The organism is Acinetobacter sp. ANC 4218 (assembly GCF_002135245.1).
Taxonomy (GTDB): Bacteria; Pseudomonadota; Gammaproteobacteria; order Pseudomonadales; family Moraxellaceae; genus Acinetobacter.
The window spans coordinates 71,145-87,117 of sequence record NZ_NEGD01000003.1; the positions used below are offsets into that span (position 1 = coordinate 71,145).

Consider the following 15,973-nt stretch of genomic DNA (forward strand, 5'->3'; position numbering starts at 1 on the left):
CAATTGATTTGAGCAAAAAAACCAGTTGTTTAAGCAACTGGTTTTTTATTACCCACAAGAATACTGATTAAGGTTTATTGATATTTCATATATAAATTTATGCCCAAATTGAGCAAGCATAGATGAATTGTCTACAGTCTTTAGTCCATTCATTTGCTTCAAAATAAAAAAGCCTCTCATAAAGAGAGGCTTTTAAGAATTAACAATTAACGATTATTTTCATCGTCTTGAGAATCTTCAAATTTTGTTTCGCCTTCAAAACCTGGGTTTGCTTGACCACCGAAGCCGCCTTGACCACCAAAACCACCTTGGCTACCGAAACCACCTTGTCCACCGAAGCCACCTTGGCTACCGAAACCACCTTGGCCACCGAAACCACCTTGATTACCACCGAAGCCACCTTGACCACCGAAGCCACCTTGACCACCGAAGCCACCTTGACCACCGAAGCCACCTTGAGGCTGACCACCACCAAAACCGCCAGCACCTTGAGCACCAGCAGGAGCACCAGCAGGACGTGGATTACGTGCAGGAACAACTGTAGAAATCGCATGTTTGTAAACCATTTGGCTTACAGTATTTTTTAACAAAACTACATATTGGTCAAATGATTCAATATGACCTTGTAATTTAATACCATTCACAAGGAAGATAGAAACAGGAATACGTTCCTTACGGAGAGAATTTAAGAACGGATCTTGTAAAGTTTGACCTTTAGACATGTTATAACTCCAAAAAATTAAAAATCAGCGCAAAAAACTATCTTTATTTCTCAATAAAAATTATAAAAAAGATAGTTATTAAATTTTGCTTTATCCGTAACACTTTCGCAAGTCTTCTTGAGCCTGCTTGACCGTCAAATATGTTTTAAAATTATGCGATTCTTGCAAAGATCTTAACCAGGTATATTGACGTTTTGCCAGTTGTCGTGTTGCAAATAAAGACTTGTCCTCCATTTCCTGTCGTTTTTTGATACTTAGATCACTTTTTTGTATAAATTCTAGAGCTTGACGATAACCAACTGAACGCATGGATGGCAAATTATCATTTAAATCGTATTTTTCAATCAGTCCTTCCACTTCATGTAAAAATCCGATATCCCACATGGTTTTTAAACGTTGTTCGATACGCTTGTGTAATTCTACACGATCAGGTAATAAGGCATGATTATGAAATGTGTAGCGATATGGTATATTTTTGGGTTGTTCAGCTTGTAGTTTTGTAATTGGCTGTCCGGTCAGCTTAAATACCTCCAAAGCACGAATGATGCGCTGTTTATCACTGACCTTAAATTTCTGCCCCGCCAGAGCATCAACCTCACATAATTCCTGATAAACTGACTCCCAGCCTTCACGCTCTGCTTTAGCCTCAATTTCTGCACGTACTGCATAATCGGCACTGGGCAAATTACTTGACAATCCCTCTAATAAAGCCTTGAAATACAGCATGGTACCACCCACCAGAATAGGTGTTTTACCACGTGCATGGATATCATCAATTAAGCTACAGGCATCTTCTACAAACTGGGCGGCCGAATATACTTCTAATGGAGTGATAATATCGATTAGATGATGCGGATAACGTGCCTGCTCTTCTTTCGTTGGCTTCGCGGTACCAATGTCCATATCTCGATAGACCAGTGCAGAATCAACAGAGATCAGCTCAAAATGACCCTGCTCATAAAGCTCACATGCCAAAGCGGTTTTACCACTTGCAGTTGGTCCCATTAAATTGATGACCGGCAATTGATTCGACATGTACAACTACTCTCCTCGAGCAAAAAGTTTATCTAATTGTGAAAGTGGAAATGCACGCCAGGTTGGACGTCCATGGTTACACTGACTGGCAAATTCGGTTTGTTCCATTTGCCGCAGTAAAGCATTCATTTCCGAAAGACTTAAAATACGATGCGCACGTACAGCACCATGACAGGCCATACCTGCTAAAATTTGGTCACGCTTTTGCAACAATCCCTGTACTTCGTCATTGGGATCGAGATCATTGAGCAATTCAGGAACCAAAGCAGCAAAATCTGCCTTGTGCAAAATGGCAGGAACTCCGCGCACAATCACCTGCTCATCGCCATATTGATCTATTTCCAAGCCCAAACGTGCCAACTGTTCTTTTAAATCATCCACCCGCATGGCTTGCATACGGCTAATACTAATTACTTTAGGAATCAGCAATTGTTGTGATGTCCAGAATTCAGGCTTATCCCATGCGGCTTTCATTTGCTGCAACACAATGCGTTCATGTGCGGCATGCATATCGACAATAATCAGGCCTTCAGAGTTTTGTGCCAGAATATAAATGCCGTGTAACTGTGCAATTGCAATCCCGAGTGGATGCTCATCTACATAGGTCGATTGCAGCTTTTCAATATTATCACCATTACTTAGGCTATTTATTTGAGAAGAAACAGTATCAATTTCTTCTCTTAACGGTGCCAGATAGCTTTTCAGGGCATTATTCAGCTGTTGTGAACCCACATAGCTATTTGCAGCCGGAGATGAAGCATAATGTACCGTTTGCGGACTGCTGGCATTAAAATCACTGAGCAAATCGGTGGAAATTTGCGCTTCCGGTTGTGGCGTATACGCATCTACCACTTTATGCAGTTGAAATTGTTCCTGATAACGTGGTTGCGGCTGCAGCGCAGCAATCTGGTCTGCTTCATCCCTTTTCATGGCCGAAGCCAGTTCTGCTGTGGCCGTTTGAAATTCAGACAATTTTTCTTTAGCAAAATGACGTACAAACTCATGTACTTCACGCTGGTTTAAAAAACGGATTTCATGTTTGGTTGGATGCACATTGACATCAATATTTTCAGGATCAACTTCTAAAAACAGCAAATACGCCGGATGTTGATGACCATGCAGAATGCCATCATAGGCCATACGCAAGGCATGTGAAATCGTTTTGTCTTTGACAATCCGACCATTCACATACACATATTGCAAATCGGCTTGAGCACGCGCATCTGAGGGATGCCCCAACCATCCGGACAAGCGCATATTGATACTGTCAGCATCAATCCAGTACGCATTTTCGGTAAATTGTCGGCCCAAAAGCTGTTGCACACGCTGGAAACGCAGCTCACCACTATCTGCAACCGGCAAATTCAAACGAATCGTGTTGTTATGTTCCAGGACAAAACGGATATCAAAATGAGTGAGTGCCAGACGGCGCACGATTTCTTCAATGTGGCCAAATTCGGTGCCTTGTTTCTTTAAAAACTTGCGACGCGCCGGTACATTAAAGAATAAATCCTGTACCCGAATATGGGTGCCTTTTTGTGTTGCAACCGCCTGAATTTCGTGATGATCAAAAGCGGTGCCGTTTACTTCAACCTGATAACCGATGCCTTCATCATTTTGACTGCTAATCAGGGTCAGGCGTGACACCGCAGCAATCGATGCCAAAGCTTCACCACGAAAACCCAAGCTGACAATGGCATGTAAATCATCTGCTGTCTGGATTTTACTGGTGGCATGCCGCATGACGGCCAAAGCCAAATCGTCAGGATGAACCCCATGACCATTGTCAATGATTTCAATCAGGGTACTGCCGCCTTGCTCAACCCGAATAACAAGCTCCGTCGCACCCGCATCAATTGAATTTTCTAATAATTCTTTCACCACTGATGCTGGACGTTCAATCACCTCACCTGCTGCAATCTGGTTCGCCAGTGCAGAATTAAGGGTATGAATACGACGTTCGCTTAAATTATCACGCATTGTTAAAATGGCTCTCTAATGCTTGGTTTAATGCTGCAGAAGAGAAACTTAAACTCGCAGTACGCGTCAGTTCATCTTCAGACTTTTCAATATTGATAATCAGGTCAGGCTGTGGAATTTCATCGCCACCTTTGGATGGCCATTCAAATAAAAATAGCGCATTCGGCGTTTCCAAATAGTCACGAATGCCCATCAGCTCCAGTTCATAAGGGTCATTTAAACGGTATAAATCGAAATGGAAGATATCTTTTCCATGAATATTATACGGTTCCACCAAGGTATAAGTGGGGCTTTTTACCGCACCTTGATGGCCTAAACTTTGCAAAAAATAGCGTGTCAGTGTGGTTTTACCGGCACCTAAATCACCAATTAAATAAATTACACCCGTTGTAAAATGCTGCGCCAAAACCTGTGCTAAATTTTGGGTATCGTCTTCATTGTTTAAAGCCAAATTAAATGAATACTGCATATTACTCACGACAAGATTCAAAAGAACAATTATGATAGCATCGCACCGCTTTATTGCCCATGTTCACACTTCCAAATATGGAACTTTTCCTGCATTTCATTGTAAATAGCAGTGATTTTATGCACAGCAGATTGATCTACGACAAATCACATGACCAGTACTGAATTTCTTCCGCCCATGATTGATGGTGTTAGCGCAAGTAAAATTTTTCTTCCTAAAACCTCTCCTGCACCAGACAGTGTATATCAATATCTTTGTCAACAATTTCCGCATATCAAGCCTGCTGAATGGCAACAACGTTTTACTGACGCTTTAATTTATGATGCCGCAGGCAATATCTTAACGGTTGATGCACCTTATAATGAAAATAGTCATGTGTTCTATTACCGTTTTTTAGCCCATGAAATACCCGTTCCGTTTGAACATAAAGTTTTATTTGAAAACGAACATTTGCTGGTCATCGATAAACCACATTTTTTAACCATCAGTCCGACGGGGCAATACGTACAGGAAACCCTGCTGGTACGATTAAAAAAACAGACCGGCAATGAATTTCTAACCCCGATTCATCGTTTAGATCGCGAAACTGCCGGTGTGGTTTTATTCTCCAAACAGGTTGCCAGCCGTGCAATCTATCAGGAGATGTTCGCCAAACGTGAGGTGAAAAAAACCTATCACGCTATTGCACCGTTTCATGCCACTTTAACATTTCCATGTTATACACGTTATCGTATGGAAAAAGGTGAACCCTTCTATACCATGCAAGTGGTTGAAGGCAAAATAAATAGTGAAACAGAGATTAATCTGATCGAACATGATAGAGCATGGGGAAAATATGAGCTAAGACCAACCACTGGCAAGCAACATCAACTGCGACTGCACTTAAGTAGTTTAGGCATTGCCATTAAAAACGATCCCTTTTATCCAACAGTACAACATAAAAGAGAAGATGATTTTTCTGCACCACTGCAACTGTTAGCCAAACATATTGCATTTATTGACCCCTTGAGTGGACAGAACATGACTTTTTCATCCCATTTTGACCTAACATTGTAATATCTTTGTCATTACAAAATATTTTGGTAAATCGAACGTATGAATATTGAAATTACATTCAATTTGATTAAAATAAATGCTGAAAAGTTAAGTAATTAGACGTATTTAAAAATCATGAGAAAAACCGAAGTTTATCAAATACGACTGGATTCCCAAGAAAAAAAGCATGCTTTTGCAGTATTTAAACAATTGGGCATTACGCCAGCACAAGCAGTCCGACTATTTTTCAAACAAGTTGTTTTAACAAAATCTATTCCATTTTCTATTGAAAATCAGAATATTAACCTTGATCAACTGCAAAAAATCCGAAAATTAAAGCAACAACAAAACCTTTCAAACACCTCTACAGAACAGGCTGTTTCTCATGATCAGGACTTTGATCTGGATGACGACCATCTTGACCTTTTTGAAGAACTGAATGCCATTTTGGGTGAAAGTGACAAAACTTAACACTGTCGCATTTACAAACAAAATTTAGAAAAATTCTCATAAAAACTTAGGTATGCTTCATGCAAAGACTATAAAAAAGCATGGAGTATCGCATGATTGTACGACGCGCCTCTTTAGAAGATTTACACCCCCTTGCTGTTTTATTTGATGAATACCGTCAATTTTATGGTGCTTCTTCTAATCTGGATGTATCTTATCAATTTTTAAAGCAGCGATTTCAAAATCAGGAAAGCATCATTTTCATTCATGTAAAAGATGATATTTTTACCGGTTTTATTTTATTATATCTCGGCTTTTCATCAGTCGCCTGTAGCACCTATTACATTCTGGATGATGTTTACGTCACCCCGACTTTTCGTCGTCAGGGTTCAGCCAAACAGCTCATCGATACTGCGATTTTATTTGCACGTCATGAAAATGCTCAACGTATCAGCCTACAGACGCAAAAGAATAATTATCAATCCCATCAGCTTTATCAAAAAATGGGTTTTGTCAAAGATGATGAATTCCAAACCTATCATTGTTTCCTGAAATAACAATTAAGCTGTCATTCTTGTCTTGGCTAATTCCACCTGTTCTGGGCTTAAATAGATCCAATGCCCTTCTTGTAAATCTGTTAACTCCAAAGCGCCAATTTGCTGACGATGCAATCGCTCTACTTTATTCCCCACTGCGGCCAGCATGCGCTTGACCTGATGATAAACGCCCTGATGAATAGTCAGCTGCAATTCATGTTCAGCCAGTAGAATGGTATCAGTCGCGGCAAAAATACCCGATTCATTGCGCAATTCCACCCCCTGCTTTAACTGCTGAATTTGCTCTTCCGTTACAGCATCAGCGGTTTGCATACGGTAAACTTTGGCCACATGTTTTTTCGGATGGGTTAAGGCCTGTAGAAATTGTCCATCATCCGTGAGTAGCAATAATCCGCTGGTGTCCTGATCCAGACGCCCCACACACTGCAAGCCACGATTCATCAACACATCATCAAACAAATCGAATACGCTAAAATGATGGGTGGCCTGATGGGAACACTCATAACCTTGCGGCTTGTTTAAGGCAATATACACCTTTCCCCGATAATCAAATGTTTCACCATAGACCGTAAAAGTTAAATCATTTAAATCCAGTTTATGTTTTGGATTGCTGATGACTTCACCTTGAATGGCAATCGCTCCGTTTTTAATAAGCTGCTGGCAATGCTTACGCGAACCAAAACCCTGGGATTGCAACATCTTTTCCAACACCATAGACCTAACCTTTTACTCTCACGGAATGCGCATTCTATACTGAAATGAGGGGTATTTTTATTGTTCCTGCTTTTTCGGGCAAATCTTCCATCAAAACCTTATACAATAGCGATGATTTATAAATTTCTCCCTTTAAATAATGTCCCATCTAGATTTAAACCTGATTGTCCTGCTGGTTTTATTGGCCTGTGGTATCTTTAGCCATAATAGTGCCGTAACGATTGCTGCAGGTGTACTAATCGTTTTTCGCATTACCCCGCTGAGTGAATATTTTCCCTATCTGCAACAACATGGTTTAAATATTGGCATCATTATTTTAACTATTGGCGTTCTGACTCCGATTGCCAGTGGCAAAATTCCCGGCGATGCCATTTTAAAATCCTTCTTGAGTTTTAAATCCTTACTTGCCATCGCCATTGGCGTACTGGTTACCTGGCTGGGTGGACGCGGAGTCAAACTGATGAGCACCCAACCTGACGTGGTTGCAGGCTTGCTGATTGGTACGGTCGCAGGTGTGGCAGTATTGCACGGCGTTCCTGTCGGCCCTTTGATCGCTACTGGAATATTAACCCTGTTTATTGGTCATTCTTGATTTTTTATTCTTAAGCCTGACAACGGATGATTGACAGGCTTGATCTGCACAATTTATGCAGCTTTTCGAAATAAAATTCTGGTTAAAAGCATGCCAATCAGGGACATGCTTGCCATTAAAATTCCCACCCAAAACCATCCACCTGTGGCCAGTACAATTGAGGCAATCAAAGGCGGCAACAGAAATTGAGATGTGGCGGAAAATTGCAAGACCAATCCTATTGTAGTGGTAATGGCAATCGGCTTTGCGGAAAAATTTAATACTTGAGAAAATACGACCGCTGCGACCAAACCGCCAAATAATGAAAAGCTCAAAACCAATATAAATTGCAGAATAAAGGGCAAGAATTCGCGTAACAGATAAAAACTCAGGGCACAGACCATTAAGGTGGCAAAACCGGTTTGGACTAAAGTTTGAGGCCGCAAACCACGCTGTAACAGTAAGCCACACACAAAGGTGCCAACAGCATTGGCAATCGCCACGATTGCCGTTAAGGCTCCTGCCACGGCTAAAGGAATTTGATATTGCTGATAAATGCTGGGCAAAAATCCCACCAGACTCAACCATTGTCCGGCATATACACCAAAAATAGCGGCCAGAATCCAGGCTGGAGGATGTTTTAAAGTCAGTTTAATTAAATCAAATATTGCAACCGACTGGGTATGGGTCTGCACTGCGGGAATAACCCTGTAAATCACAGCTGCCAAAGCCAGTGATAATATCCCGAAACACATCCAAACCCCTTGCCAGCCCATACTATTGATCAGGAATGGCGTACACAGTAAGCCTATTCCCATTCCGCCTCCCATATAGGCGCTCCACAGCCCCATCTTGGCTTGTAACTGCTCGAGCGGAACCAGTTGGCGGATAAAAGCAGGACCACTTAAGGTAATCAGTAAAAATCCGAAACCTTCAACCACACGCAGTGCCAGCAACGCCGGGAATTCCTGCACAAAACCACCAGTGAAACTGGCGAATGCGAGTAAACTCAAGCCCAATAGTACACAGCGTTTTAAGCCAATTTTAGCGGTATAACTACCCAGCACGAGTGCCATGCACATACCGGCAACCTGTACCAGAGACAATAAAAAACCGGCTTGCACCAAGCTGATGCCTAACTCGGCTTGGAGTACAGGAACCGCGGGTGGCAACTTGCCTACATGCATGGCAGCGACAAATCCTGCTGCAATAATCCATAAATCTTTGCTGAGCCAACGCACGGCACTCACAACCTTCTCCTTCGGCAATTCCAGCGTTAGACTAGCAAGAATAAAAACGATTATTTATCGTTGATTTGAATAAGCTAAGAGCCTGTAACAATCAATCTAGCATTGACTCAGATCATGAAAAAAACCCCTATAAGGCTTTGATTCTATATAGGATTCAAGCACGATTTTTTAAGCAGAATAATACGGATTACGCTTTTGCGAGAATTTTTCCAGTTGTTTCAGGAAACCTTCAAAATAGCTTTTTTCTTTTTCTTCAGTTCGATAACCCGCATACAAGGTCCGGCGCAAACCACTCGCAGAAACGCAATCCAAACGGCGCGAAGTCACCCATCCCTTTTGTTCATATTCATTCACCACCCAGTCTGGAAGCGCAGCAATACCTCGCCCACTGGCCACCAGTTGAATCAGCATTTGGGTTAAATCCGTGGTCCGGATCTGTTTGGGTTGAATATTGGCAGGAATAAACAGTTTCGCCATGATATCCAGACGGTGCTTATCTACCGGATAAGTAATCAGGGTTTCCTCTGCCAATTCCTGCACGGTAATACGTTCTGCACGAACCAGTGGATGAGTGTTCGACAAGACCAGACGTGATTCATATTCAAAAATCGGAAAATATTCGATGCCTTTTAAGGCAATCGGATCTGCCGTAATTAACAGGTCAAATTCGGCATTTTGCAGCAGTTCATGTGGATTGGCTTCAAAGCCGGAAGCAAAATCCAGATCTACATCTGGATATAAGTGGCGATACTGGTTGAGCAATGGCATTAACCAGTCAAAACAGCTATGACATTCAGAGGAGAAAATAATACGCCCAGTCTGGCCATGCACAATACGGGTAATATCTGTCTGGGTAATCTGAATTTGTGGCAGTACATCATCTGCCAATTTGAGCAAACGCTGCCCCACATTAGAAAAAGTGACCGGTCGGCTACGGCGATTGACCACCTCTACCCCATACCAGTGATCGAGTTCTTTTAACTGATGTGAAATGGCCGATGGTGTTAAACACAGGTCATTGGCAGCAGCCACCAGTGAACCATGTTCACGCAGAGCAGTCAGTGTTTTTAAATGGCGAATTTCTAGCATATTAATAGTCATTCCAACAGAGCATAATTTTTGAGCCCTTGTACGTGAAGCCCAAAAGCAGAAAATCATATAATGAATAAAAATAATTTTAACATGAAAATAATGAGTTTGATTCATCTTTATTTTTGTTCGATGATAGTTGCAACAAAATGAGATCATCTATCTCCCTGGAAATATCATGACTTTAACTACACATATTTTGGGCTACCCACGCATTGGTGCAAAACGTCAACTTAAATTTGCAGAAGAAAGCTATTGGAAAGGTGAAATAACTCAAGCAGAATTTTTAGCAAAAGCCCAAGCGCTAGAAGCAAGTAACTGGCAAGCACAAATAGATGCCGGCTTATCTTTGGTGACTGTGGGTGACTTTGTATTTTATGACAGTATTTTAACCCATGCCGTGCGTTTAGGGATAATTCCAGCCCGCTTTAAAGAAGCTGAAAAGCTAAATCAAGTTGATCAACAGTTCTATTTGGCACGGGGTCGTGCACCCCACTGCACCGATGTTGCTGCACTAGAAATGACAAAATGGTTTGACACCAACTACCACTACTTAGTACCTGAATTAAATTCAGCACAACAGTTTAAAGCTGATTTTTCTGATTTACTGGCGCAAGTCGATCGCGCCAAGGCATTGAATCAACCGCTTAAAGTGGTACTCCCTGGTTTAGTCAGCTTTCTGTATTTATCCCGTATTGTCGATGCAAATACAGCAGAAGCAGAAAAACATGCCTGTGAATGTGGAAATGATCATGCTGACATAAGCGCAGATCAGGCAAATTTAAAATTTGTAGATGCATTGCTGCCAATTTACGCAGCATTATTCGATGAACTCGAAGCACGCGGCGTAGAATATGTACAGGTCGATGAACCGGCTTTAGTACTTGATCTTGCACCAGAATGGCAAGCTGCATTTGAACAGGTTTATCATCTGTTACAACGTCATGATTGTTTAAAATTGATTGTGGCAAGTTATTTTGAAACTCTAGGTACCAATTTAAATCTTGCTGTCAATCTTCCAGTTGCAGGCTTACACATTGACATTACCCGTGAAAAAGTGGGTGAGTTTTTCTGGAAAAAAGTCATTGACCAATTACCCACACACAAAATCTTGTCTTTGGGCTTAATCAACGGTCGTAGTGTTTGGGCAAGTGACCTAGTGGCCCTGAATGATATTGTTCAAACAGCACAAAAATCTTTAGGTGAGCGTTTATGGCTTGCTACGGGCTGTTCATTGCTGCACGTGCCGGTTGATCTGCGTTCTGAAACTATTCCTGCTGAAGTAGACGGCAAACTTGCTTTTGCCCGCCAAAAACTAGAGGAGCTTGTCGCCTTAGCAAACGGTCACATTTATGTAAATGAAAAACTTTCTAAAGCTGTGGATGCACCATTTGATTTAGTGGCCCAATCTCGCCAAGCACCATTTGAAATTCGTTTCAAGGCCCAACAAGAAAAGCTGAAATTGCCTTTGATCCCGACCACGACCATCGGTTCATTCCCACAAACTACTGAAATTCGTGCAGCACGTGCAGCCTGGAATAACGGAAATTTGACCAACGATGCCTATGAAGCAGCAATGAAAAAAGAAATCGCATATGCGATTCAACAGCAAGAAGAACTTGGTCTAGATGTTCTGGTACATGGTGAAGCCGAACGTACCGACATGGTTGAATACTTTGCAGGTCTGCTGGACGGCTTCTGGTTATCCAAGTTTGGTTGGGTTCAGTCTTACGGTAGTCGCTGTGTTCGCCCGCCAATCATCGTGGGGGATATCACTCGTGCAAATGCCATGACAGTGAAATGGATTGAGTATGCCAATACCTTATCTGACAAGATTGTCAAAGGCATGTTGACCGGCCCGGTTACTATTCTAAACTGGTCATTCCCTCCTGCGCATCGGACTCGTCGTGAAGTATGTTTACAGCTGGCTGAAGCAATCCGTCAGGAAGTCTTTGATCTGCAAGATGCTGGTGTCGAAATTATCCAGATTGATGAAGCGGCATTCCGTGAAGGTTTACCCCTGCGTAAAGCCGATCAGGCTGAATACTGGGATTGGGCGGTAAAATCGTTCAAACACTGTTCAAGCAGCGCACGTGTGGATACGCAAATTCATACCCACATGTGTTATTCAGACTTTAAAGACTGCCTGCCACAAATCACAGCGATGGATGCAGATGTCATCACGATTGAAACTTCCCGTTCAGGTTTACAGCTGTTAGACGTGTTCCACGAGCAAGGTTATCCCAATGCAGTTGGTCCAGGTGTGTATGACATTCACAGTCCACGTACCCCTACCAGTGACAACATGCGTACCGTGATTGATGGTGCATTAAAAACCATTCCTGCTGAACGTTTATGGGTCAATCCGGACTGCGGCTTAAAAACACGTGGTTGGGCTGAGACGAAAATAGCACTGGCAACGCTAGTGAAAATGGCCAAAGAAGTACGTAAAGAGCTGCAAGCTGCATAATCCAGATCGCACAGTAAAAATAGCTCCTTTATTGGAGCTATTTTTAGCATCCAATTCAGGATGAACTAACTAAAATTATAATATTGTGCTGTACTAAAATCATACAGCGTTATGGTCGAGCCAGAAATGGTAATTTCGTAGTAACTTGAGTTGCCATAATGATAGCCTTCGTATTTTTTTATGCCTTTCTTTTTTAAACTGATAAATTCGCTATGACCATAATCATACAGGTTAAACTCCCGGCCGGTGTTTCGCCCCTCAAAAACGGCTGATCGCTGATAATCATAAAGTTTAGCTTCATGCGTATTTACATTACCGCGGATTTGAGAATAGGCACTTTCATTGTAATCATAAATATTTGACTTATGATTGCCGAATTCCAGCTTGGCCACCACCAAAGCCAAAGCCGCTCGCTGATACTGTCGCATATATTTTTCCTTTTCATTTTTATTCTTTTTCGTCAGTCAAAAAATCATCCTATTTTCTAACTTTAAAACTTATTTAAATAGTTGTGATTCCCCAAACACCATAACAAACTATTTTTCCAGCTCAAAATAATATTTAATCAGACTACCCTTTGGTCATTTTCTTGTTCATACCCAATGAAAATCAGGTATTCAAATTTGTTATGTACACCTCAATTCAGCAATAAAGACAACTCTAAACTGGATGAAGATTTCCGCTTGACCCCTCTTAGGCATGCAAAAGGACCGTAAATAATGATTTATAAACTCTTAATTTTAATCTGGTAATTTTTTTCCGCAATGTGGGCAATAGGCATATTGCTCTCGTTCTTGCTTCAATGCTTCTTCCCGCTGTTCACGCAGCAACTGGAAAATAATATTGCGCGTTTGCTCTGAAGTGAGTCCCACCTCTTTACGCATACTTTCTATTTTTTCCTGATCATTGAATAGATCAATTTCAGAACTTTGCAATAACTCTCTAAATTTTAATTCCAGATTCTGCTTACGCTGTTCGAGTTCATAGGTCAGGCCTGTTGCCAAGATACCTGCCGGTAAAGCGGCCAGTCCCACGCCTAAAATGGTAATAATTGCGCCCAAAAAACGTCCCAAAGGAGTAATCGGTGTCACATCTCCATAACCCACAGTGGTCAGGGTCACTACCGCCCACCACATCGATGCCGGAATTGAAGTAAACACCTCAGGTTGAGCTTTACTTTCGACCACGTAAATACAGGCAGCAGCCATCACAATCATGATGCTTAAAATAAAGAGGACCGCCTGAAAAGACCCTTTTTCACGTTCAATCACGCGCAATAGAATTTGTAGGGAGACAAAATAACGTGTCAACTTTAACAGTCGCATGAGCCGTAAAATTCTCAGGAAGCGTAAATCAATCGGCACCCAGAAATTAATATAAGCCGGCAAGATGGCAAATAAATCAATGATTGCTGCACCACTTTTGACCCAGTTCAGGCGATTCTTCCAGGCACTGTAAAATGGATTTTCTTCGGCAACTGACCAAAAACGGAGTAAATATTCAAGCGAAAAAATGAAGATAGAAAAATATTCGAAAAAATCGAAAAATGCCGCATAGGATTGATACACATCATTTACCGACTCCAATAATATGGCTGCCGCATTGCCCAGGATCAGTAAAATTAAAAAATAGTTGATCGTCCGACTAAACCTGGTTTCGTAGTCTTCATTATGTAAGTTGTTATAAACAAATCTTCTTAGTGTATACCACGTGCTAAATGCCATAGCCGTACATATTGTAATTTAAAGGCTGTAGTTTAACCCAAGTTGGAAAAGATGTAATGCGTGACAAGCCAAGAAGCCCTCATCACGCATTCATTTTACTTTACTTCAATTTATTCAACAAAAAGCAAAGCTAAACGTACTTGGTCATAGCCCATACGTGGACTGGTCGCTTCTACAATCGGACGCAGCTTAATTGCACCATCCTCACTAAAGTTTTCAGAACTTTGACGTTTCATCAAGCGTTTATAAATTTTACGCACCTGTTCCACCACTTCATCCCCCGGATGAGCTACGGAAATGTCCAAGCCCTGCTCTTTATGTAATTTCGCCAAATGATTGATAATGGTCGCAGGAGTCAAGCCACGCTCAACGGCAATATCCTGAATTTCATAACCCTCTTCAAACAATTCACGAGTTTCATCCAGTGTAGCTGTCGCATAATTGGTTTTTCCGCCACTTTTGGCAATTTTCTTCTCGTGACGCTGAATTTCAGCTTCATTCAAGGTACCACCGCAGTGACGGATAAACGCTTTATGCTGCGGTGTTAAATCAATCAGTTGGAAGTGATTTTCCGCTTCTTCCGACAGCTCCTGAAAACGGCGATCAGCCTTGATGGCCAAACTGTCCAGCTCCAAAGCCTGTTCATTCATACCCAGCAGCTTTAAGCCACTTAATGCTTTTAAACGCGACAACGCCACATAACCCTGACCTTTCTCAAAGGTATGGGCCAGATTAATCTCGGCTGCTTCCAGCGTCATGCCTTGTGACTTATGAATAGTAATGGCCCAAGCCAGACGTAATGGAATCTGCTGAAAACTGGCAATAGTTTTACCGGCATCGTTATCGACTGACCAGGTTTCAGGTTCCACCAGCAGTACCGTACCATCGGTTAATTTTACCTTGGGTAAAATGCCGTACTCATCATCTTCTTCGAAGCCAATGACCTCGCCCAGACTGCCGTTGATATAGCCCATATCAAAGTTGTTTTTGACAAACATGACCTTGGCATTTTTCTTTAAAGTCAGGTTTTCAGGCGCACGAACGGAAGATTTTAAAGTTTCAATCAGCTTGTCATTGCCATCACAGATGGCATCAAACTGCTTGCTTTCGGCATCAATAGCATTCAGATGCTTAAAGTTGATGCTATCCACATCCATATTGTGGGTATATAAACGGGTAAAGGTTTCTCCCACGTTCTGCTGGCGGGTCTGCTCCAAAGCCTGAAGATGTTCGGCACTTATACTCTGGTTGCGAATGGCATTTAAAATGTCATTTAAATAATCATTGCCCTGACGGTGCTGTTCGGTCAGATAACAAACCCGGAATTTTGCTTCCACCCACGCATCCGACATAAAACAGAATTTATCCCGGTTACGTTCTTCATTTTTACCTACCGGTGGCAACTGAAAAAAATCGCCAGCAACGATGACCTGAATCCCGCCAAAGGCTTCATCACTTTCTTTAAAATATTTTAAAACCTGATTGACCAGATTCAGCTGCTTGGCATGCAGCATGGAAATTTCATCAATAATCAGTACTTGGGCATTTTCTAAATGCTCTTTAAGGTACTTGCGCTCTTTCATGTTTTTCAGGTCAGCATCGGATAAAAAATCCTTGATGCCGATTCCCGCCCAGGTATGAATGGTCATGCCATTCATATGCGTTGCAGCAATCCCGGTTGATGCAGTAATCGCCACAGGCACCTTACGGGCTTTTAAATAATTGATGTACTGATTGAGTGTATAGGTTTTCCCTGCACCAGCCGAACCTGTTAAAAAGACATTTTCGCCCGCTTTCAAAAGCTTGAGTGCAGTTTCTTGTTTCATAAGACCTATAACCGTAAATTAACGGCTATAGCCTACCGATTTTTTCCCTAAAAGTTAAGCCCAGAAAAAAGTTTAGCGACA

Annotated in this window: 15 protein-coding genes; 5 read left to right on the forward strand and 10 right to left on the reverse strand. The window is 41.8% G+C overall.

Features of this window, described 5'->3' with window-relative positions:
* Window positions 1-206: 206 nt before the first annotated feature.
* The 4 genes from hfq to tsaE form a co-directional block, all read right to left on the reverse strand.
* Entirely contained in the window at window positions 207-722 is a 516-nt protein-coding gene (hfq, locus tag B9T38_RS03585) for an RNA chaperone Hfq (protein ID WP_086195493.1), read from the reverse strand.
* 90 nt (window positions 723-812) lie between these two features.
* Window positions 813-1,757 (reverse strand): tRNA (adenosine(37)-N6)-dimethylallyltransferase MiaA, encoded by a 945-nt coding sequence (gene miaA, locus B9T38_RS03590; protein ID WP_086195494.1) that lies wholly within the window; start codon window positions 1,755-1,757, stop codon window positions 813-815.
* A gap of 6 nt (window positions 1,758-1,763) precedes the next feature.
* Window positions 1,764-3,737, reverse strand: coding sequence for a DNA mismatch repair endonuclease MutL (gene mutL, locus B9T38_RS03595; RefSeq protein ID WP_086195495.1), 1,974 nt, complete (start codon window positions 3,735-3,737; stop codon window positions 1,764-1,766).
* Window positions 3,730-4,206: a tRNA (adenosine(37)-N6)-threonylcarbamoyltransferase complex ATPase subunit type 1 TsaE gene (tsaE, locus tag B9T38_RS03600; protein ID WP_086195496.1), complete on the reverse strand. Its 477-nt coding sequence runs from the start codon at window positions 4,204-4,206 to the stop codon at window positions 3,730-3,732. The genes mutL and tsaE overlap by 8 nt, the downstream gene beginning before the upstream one ends.
* A 150-nt stretch (window positions 4,207-4,356) precedes the next feature.
* On the opposite strand from tsaE, the gene B9T38_RS03605 reads away from it, so the two are divergent.
* The 3 genes from B9T38_RS03605 to B9T38_RS03615 all read left to right on the forward strand — a co-directional run bounded on the left by B9T38_RS03605 (window position 4,357) and on the right by B9T38_RS03615 (window position 6,248).
* Entirely contained in the window at window positions 4,357-5,262 is a 906-nt protein-coding gene (locus B9T38_RS03605) for a pseudouridine synthase (protein ID WP_086195497.1), read from the forward strand.
* Between the two features lie 114 nt (window positions 5,263-5,376).
* Window positions 5,377-5,712: a type II toxin-antitoxin system RelB/DinJ family antitoxin gene (locus tag B9T38_RS03610; RefSeq protein WP_086195498.1), complete on the forward strand. Its 336-nt coding sequence runs from the start codon at window positions 5,377-5,379 to the stop codon at window positions 5,710-5,712.
* Between the two features lie 92 nt (window positions 5,713-5,804).
* Window positions 5,805-6,248 carry a GNAT family N-acetyltransferase gene (locus B9T38_RS03615; RefSeq protein ID WP_086195499.1) on the forward strand — a complete coding sequence of 148 codons (444 nt, stop codon included), beginning with the start codon at window positions 5,805-5,807 and terminating at the stop codon, window positions 6,246-6,248.
* A 3-nt stretch (window positions 6,249-6,251) separates the two neighbouring features.
* Here the strand turns inward: B9T38_RS03615 and B9T38_RS03620 are convergent, their stop codons facing one another.
* Window positions 6,252-6,962 carry a pseudouridine synthase gene (locus B9T38_RS03620; protein WP_086195500.1) on the reverse strand — a complete coding sequence of 237 codons (711 nt, stop codon included), beginning with the start codon at window positions 6,960-6,962 and terminating at the stop codon, window positions 6,252-6,254.
* A gap of 139 nt (window positions 6,963-7,101) precedes the next feature.
* Here B9T38_RS03620 and B9T38_RS03625 point away from each other — a divergent pair, with 139 nt between their 5' ends.
* Window positions 7,102-7,554: a DUF441 domain-containing protein gene (locus tag B9T38_RS03625; RefSeq protein WP_086195501.1), complete on the forward strand. Its 453-nt coding sequence runs from the start codon at window positions 7,102-7,104 to the stop codon at window positions 7,552-7,554.
* Between the two features lie 53 nt (window positions 7,555-7,607).
* Here the strand turns inward: B9T38_RS03625 and B9T38_RS03630 are convergent, their stop codons facing one another.
* A complete protein-coding gene (locus tag B9T38_RS03630) occupies window positions 7,608-8,783 on the reverse strand; it encodes an MFS transporter (protein ID WP_251992204.1) in 1,176 nt (391 codons plus the stop codon).
* A 168-nt stretch (window positions 8,784-8,951) separates the two neighbouring features.
* Window positions 8,952-9,872 (reverse strand): LysR family transcriptional regulator, encoded by a 921-nt coding sequence (locus B9T38_RS03635; protein WP_086195502.1) that lies wholly within the window; start codon window positions 9,870-9,872, stop codon window positions 8,952-8,954.
* A 178-nt stretch (window positions 9,873-10,050) separates the two neighbouring features.
* Between B9T38_RS03635 and metE the strand changes: the two genes are divergently transcribed.
* Window positions 10,051-12,342 (forward strand): 5-methyltetrahydropteroyltriglutamate--homocysteine S-methyltransferase, encoded by a 2,292-nt coding sequence (gene metE, locus B9T38_RS03640; protein WP_086195503.1) that lies wholly within the window; start codon window positions 10,051-10,053, stop codon window positions 12,340-12,342.
* 65 nt (window positions 12,343-12,407) lie between these two features.
* Here metE and B9T38_RS03645 read toward each other — a convergent pair whose 3' ends face one another.
* The 3 genes from B9T38_RS03645 to B9T38_RS03655 form a co-directional block, all read right to left on the reverse strand.
* Window positions 12,408-12,770: a hypothetical protein gene (locus B9T38_RS03645; protein ID WP_086195504.1), complete on the reverse strand. Its 363-nt coding sequence runs from the start codon at window positions 12,768-12,770 to the stop codon at window positions 12,408-12,410.
* A 312-nt stretch (window positions 12,771-13,082) separates the two neighbouring features.
* Window positions 13,083-14,066: an ion transporter gene (locus B9T38_RS03650; protein ID WP_086195505.1), complete on the reverse strand. Its 984-nt coding sequence runs from the start codon at window positions 14,064-14,066 to the stop codon at window positions 13,083-13,085.
* A gap of 110 nt (window positions 14,067-14,176) precedes the next feature.
* Window positions 14,177-15,892 (reverse strand): DEAD/DEAH box helicase, encoded by a 1,716-nt coding sequence (locus B9T38_RS03655; protein WP_086195506.1) that lies wholly within the window; start codon window positions 15,890-15,892, stop codon window positions 14,177-14,179.
* Window positions 15,893-15,973 lie beyond the last annotated feature (81 nt).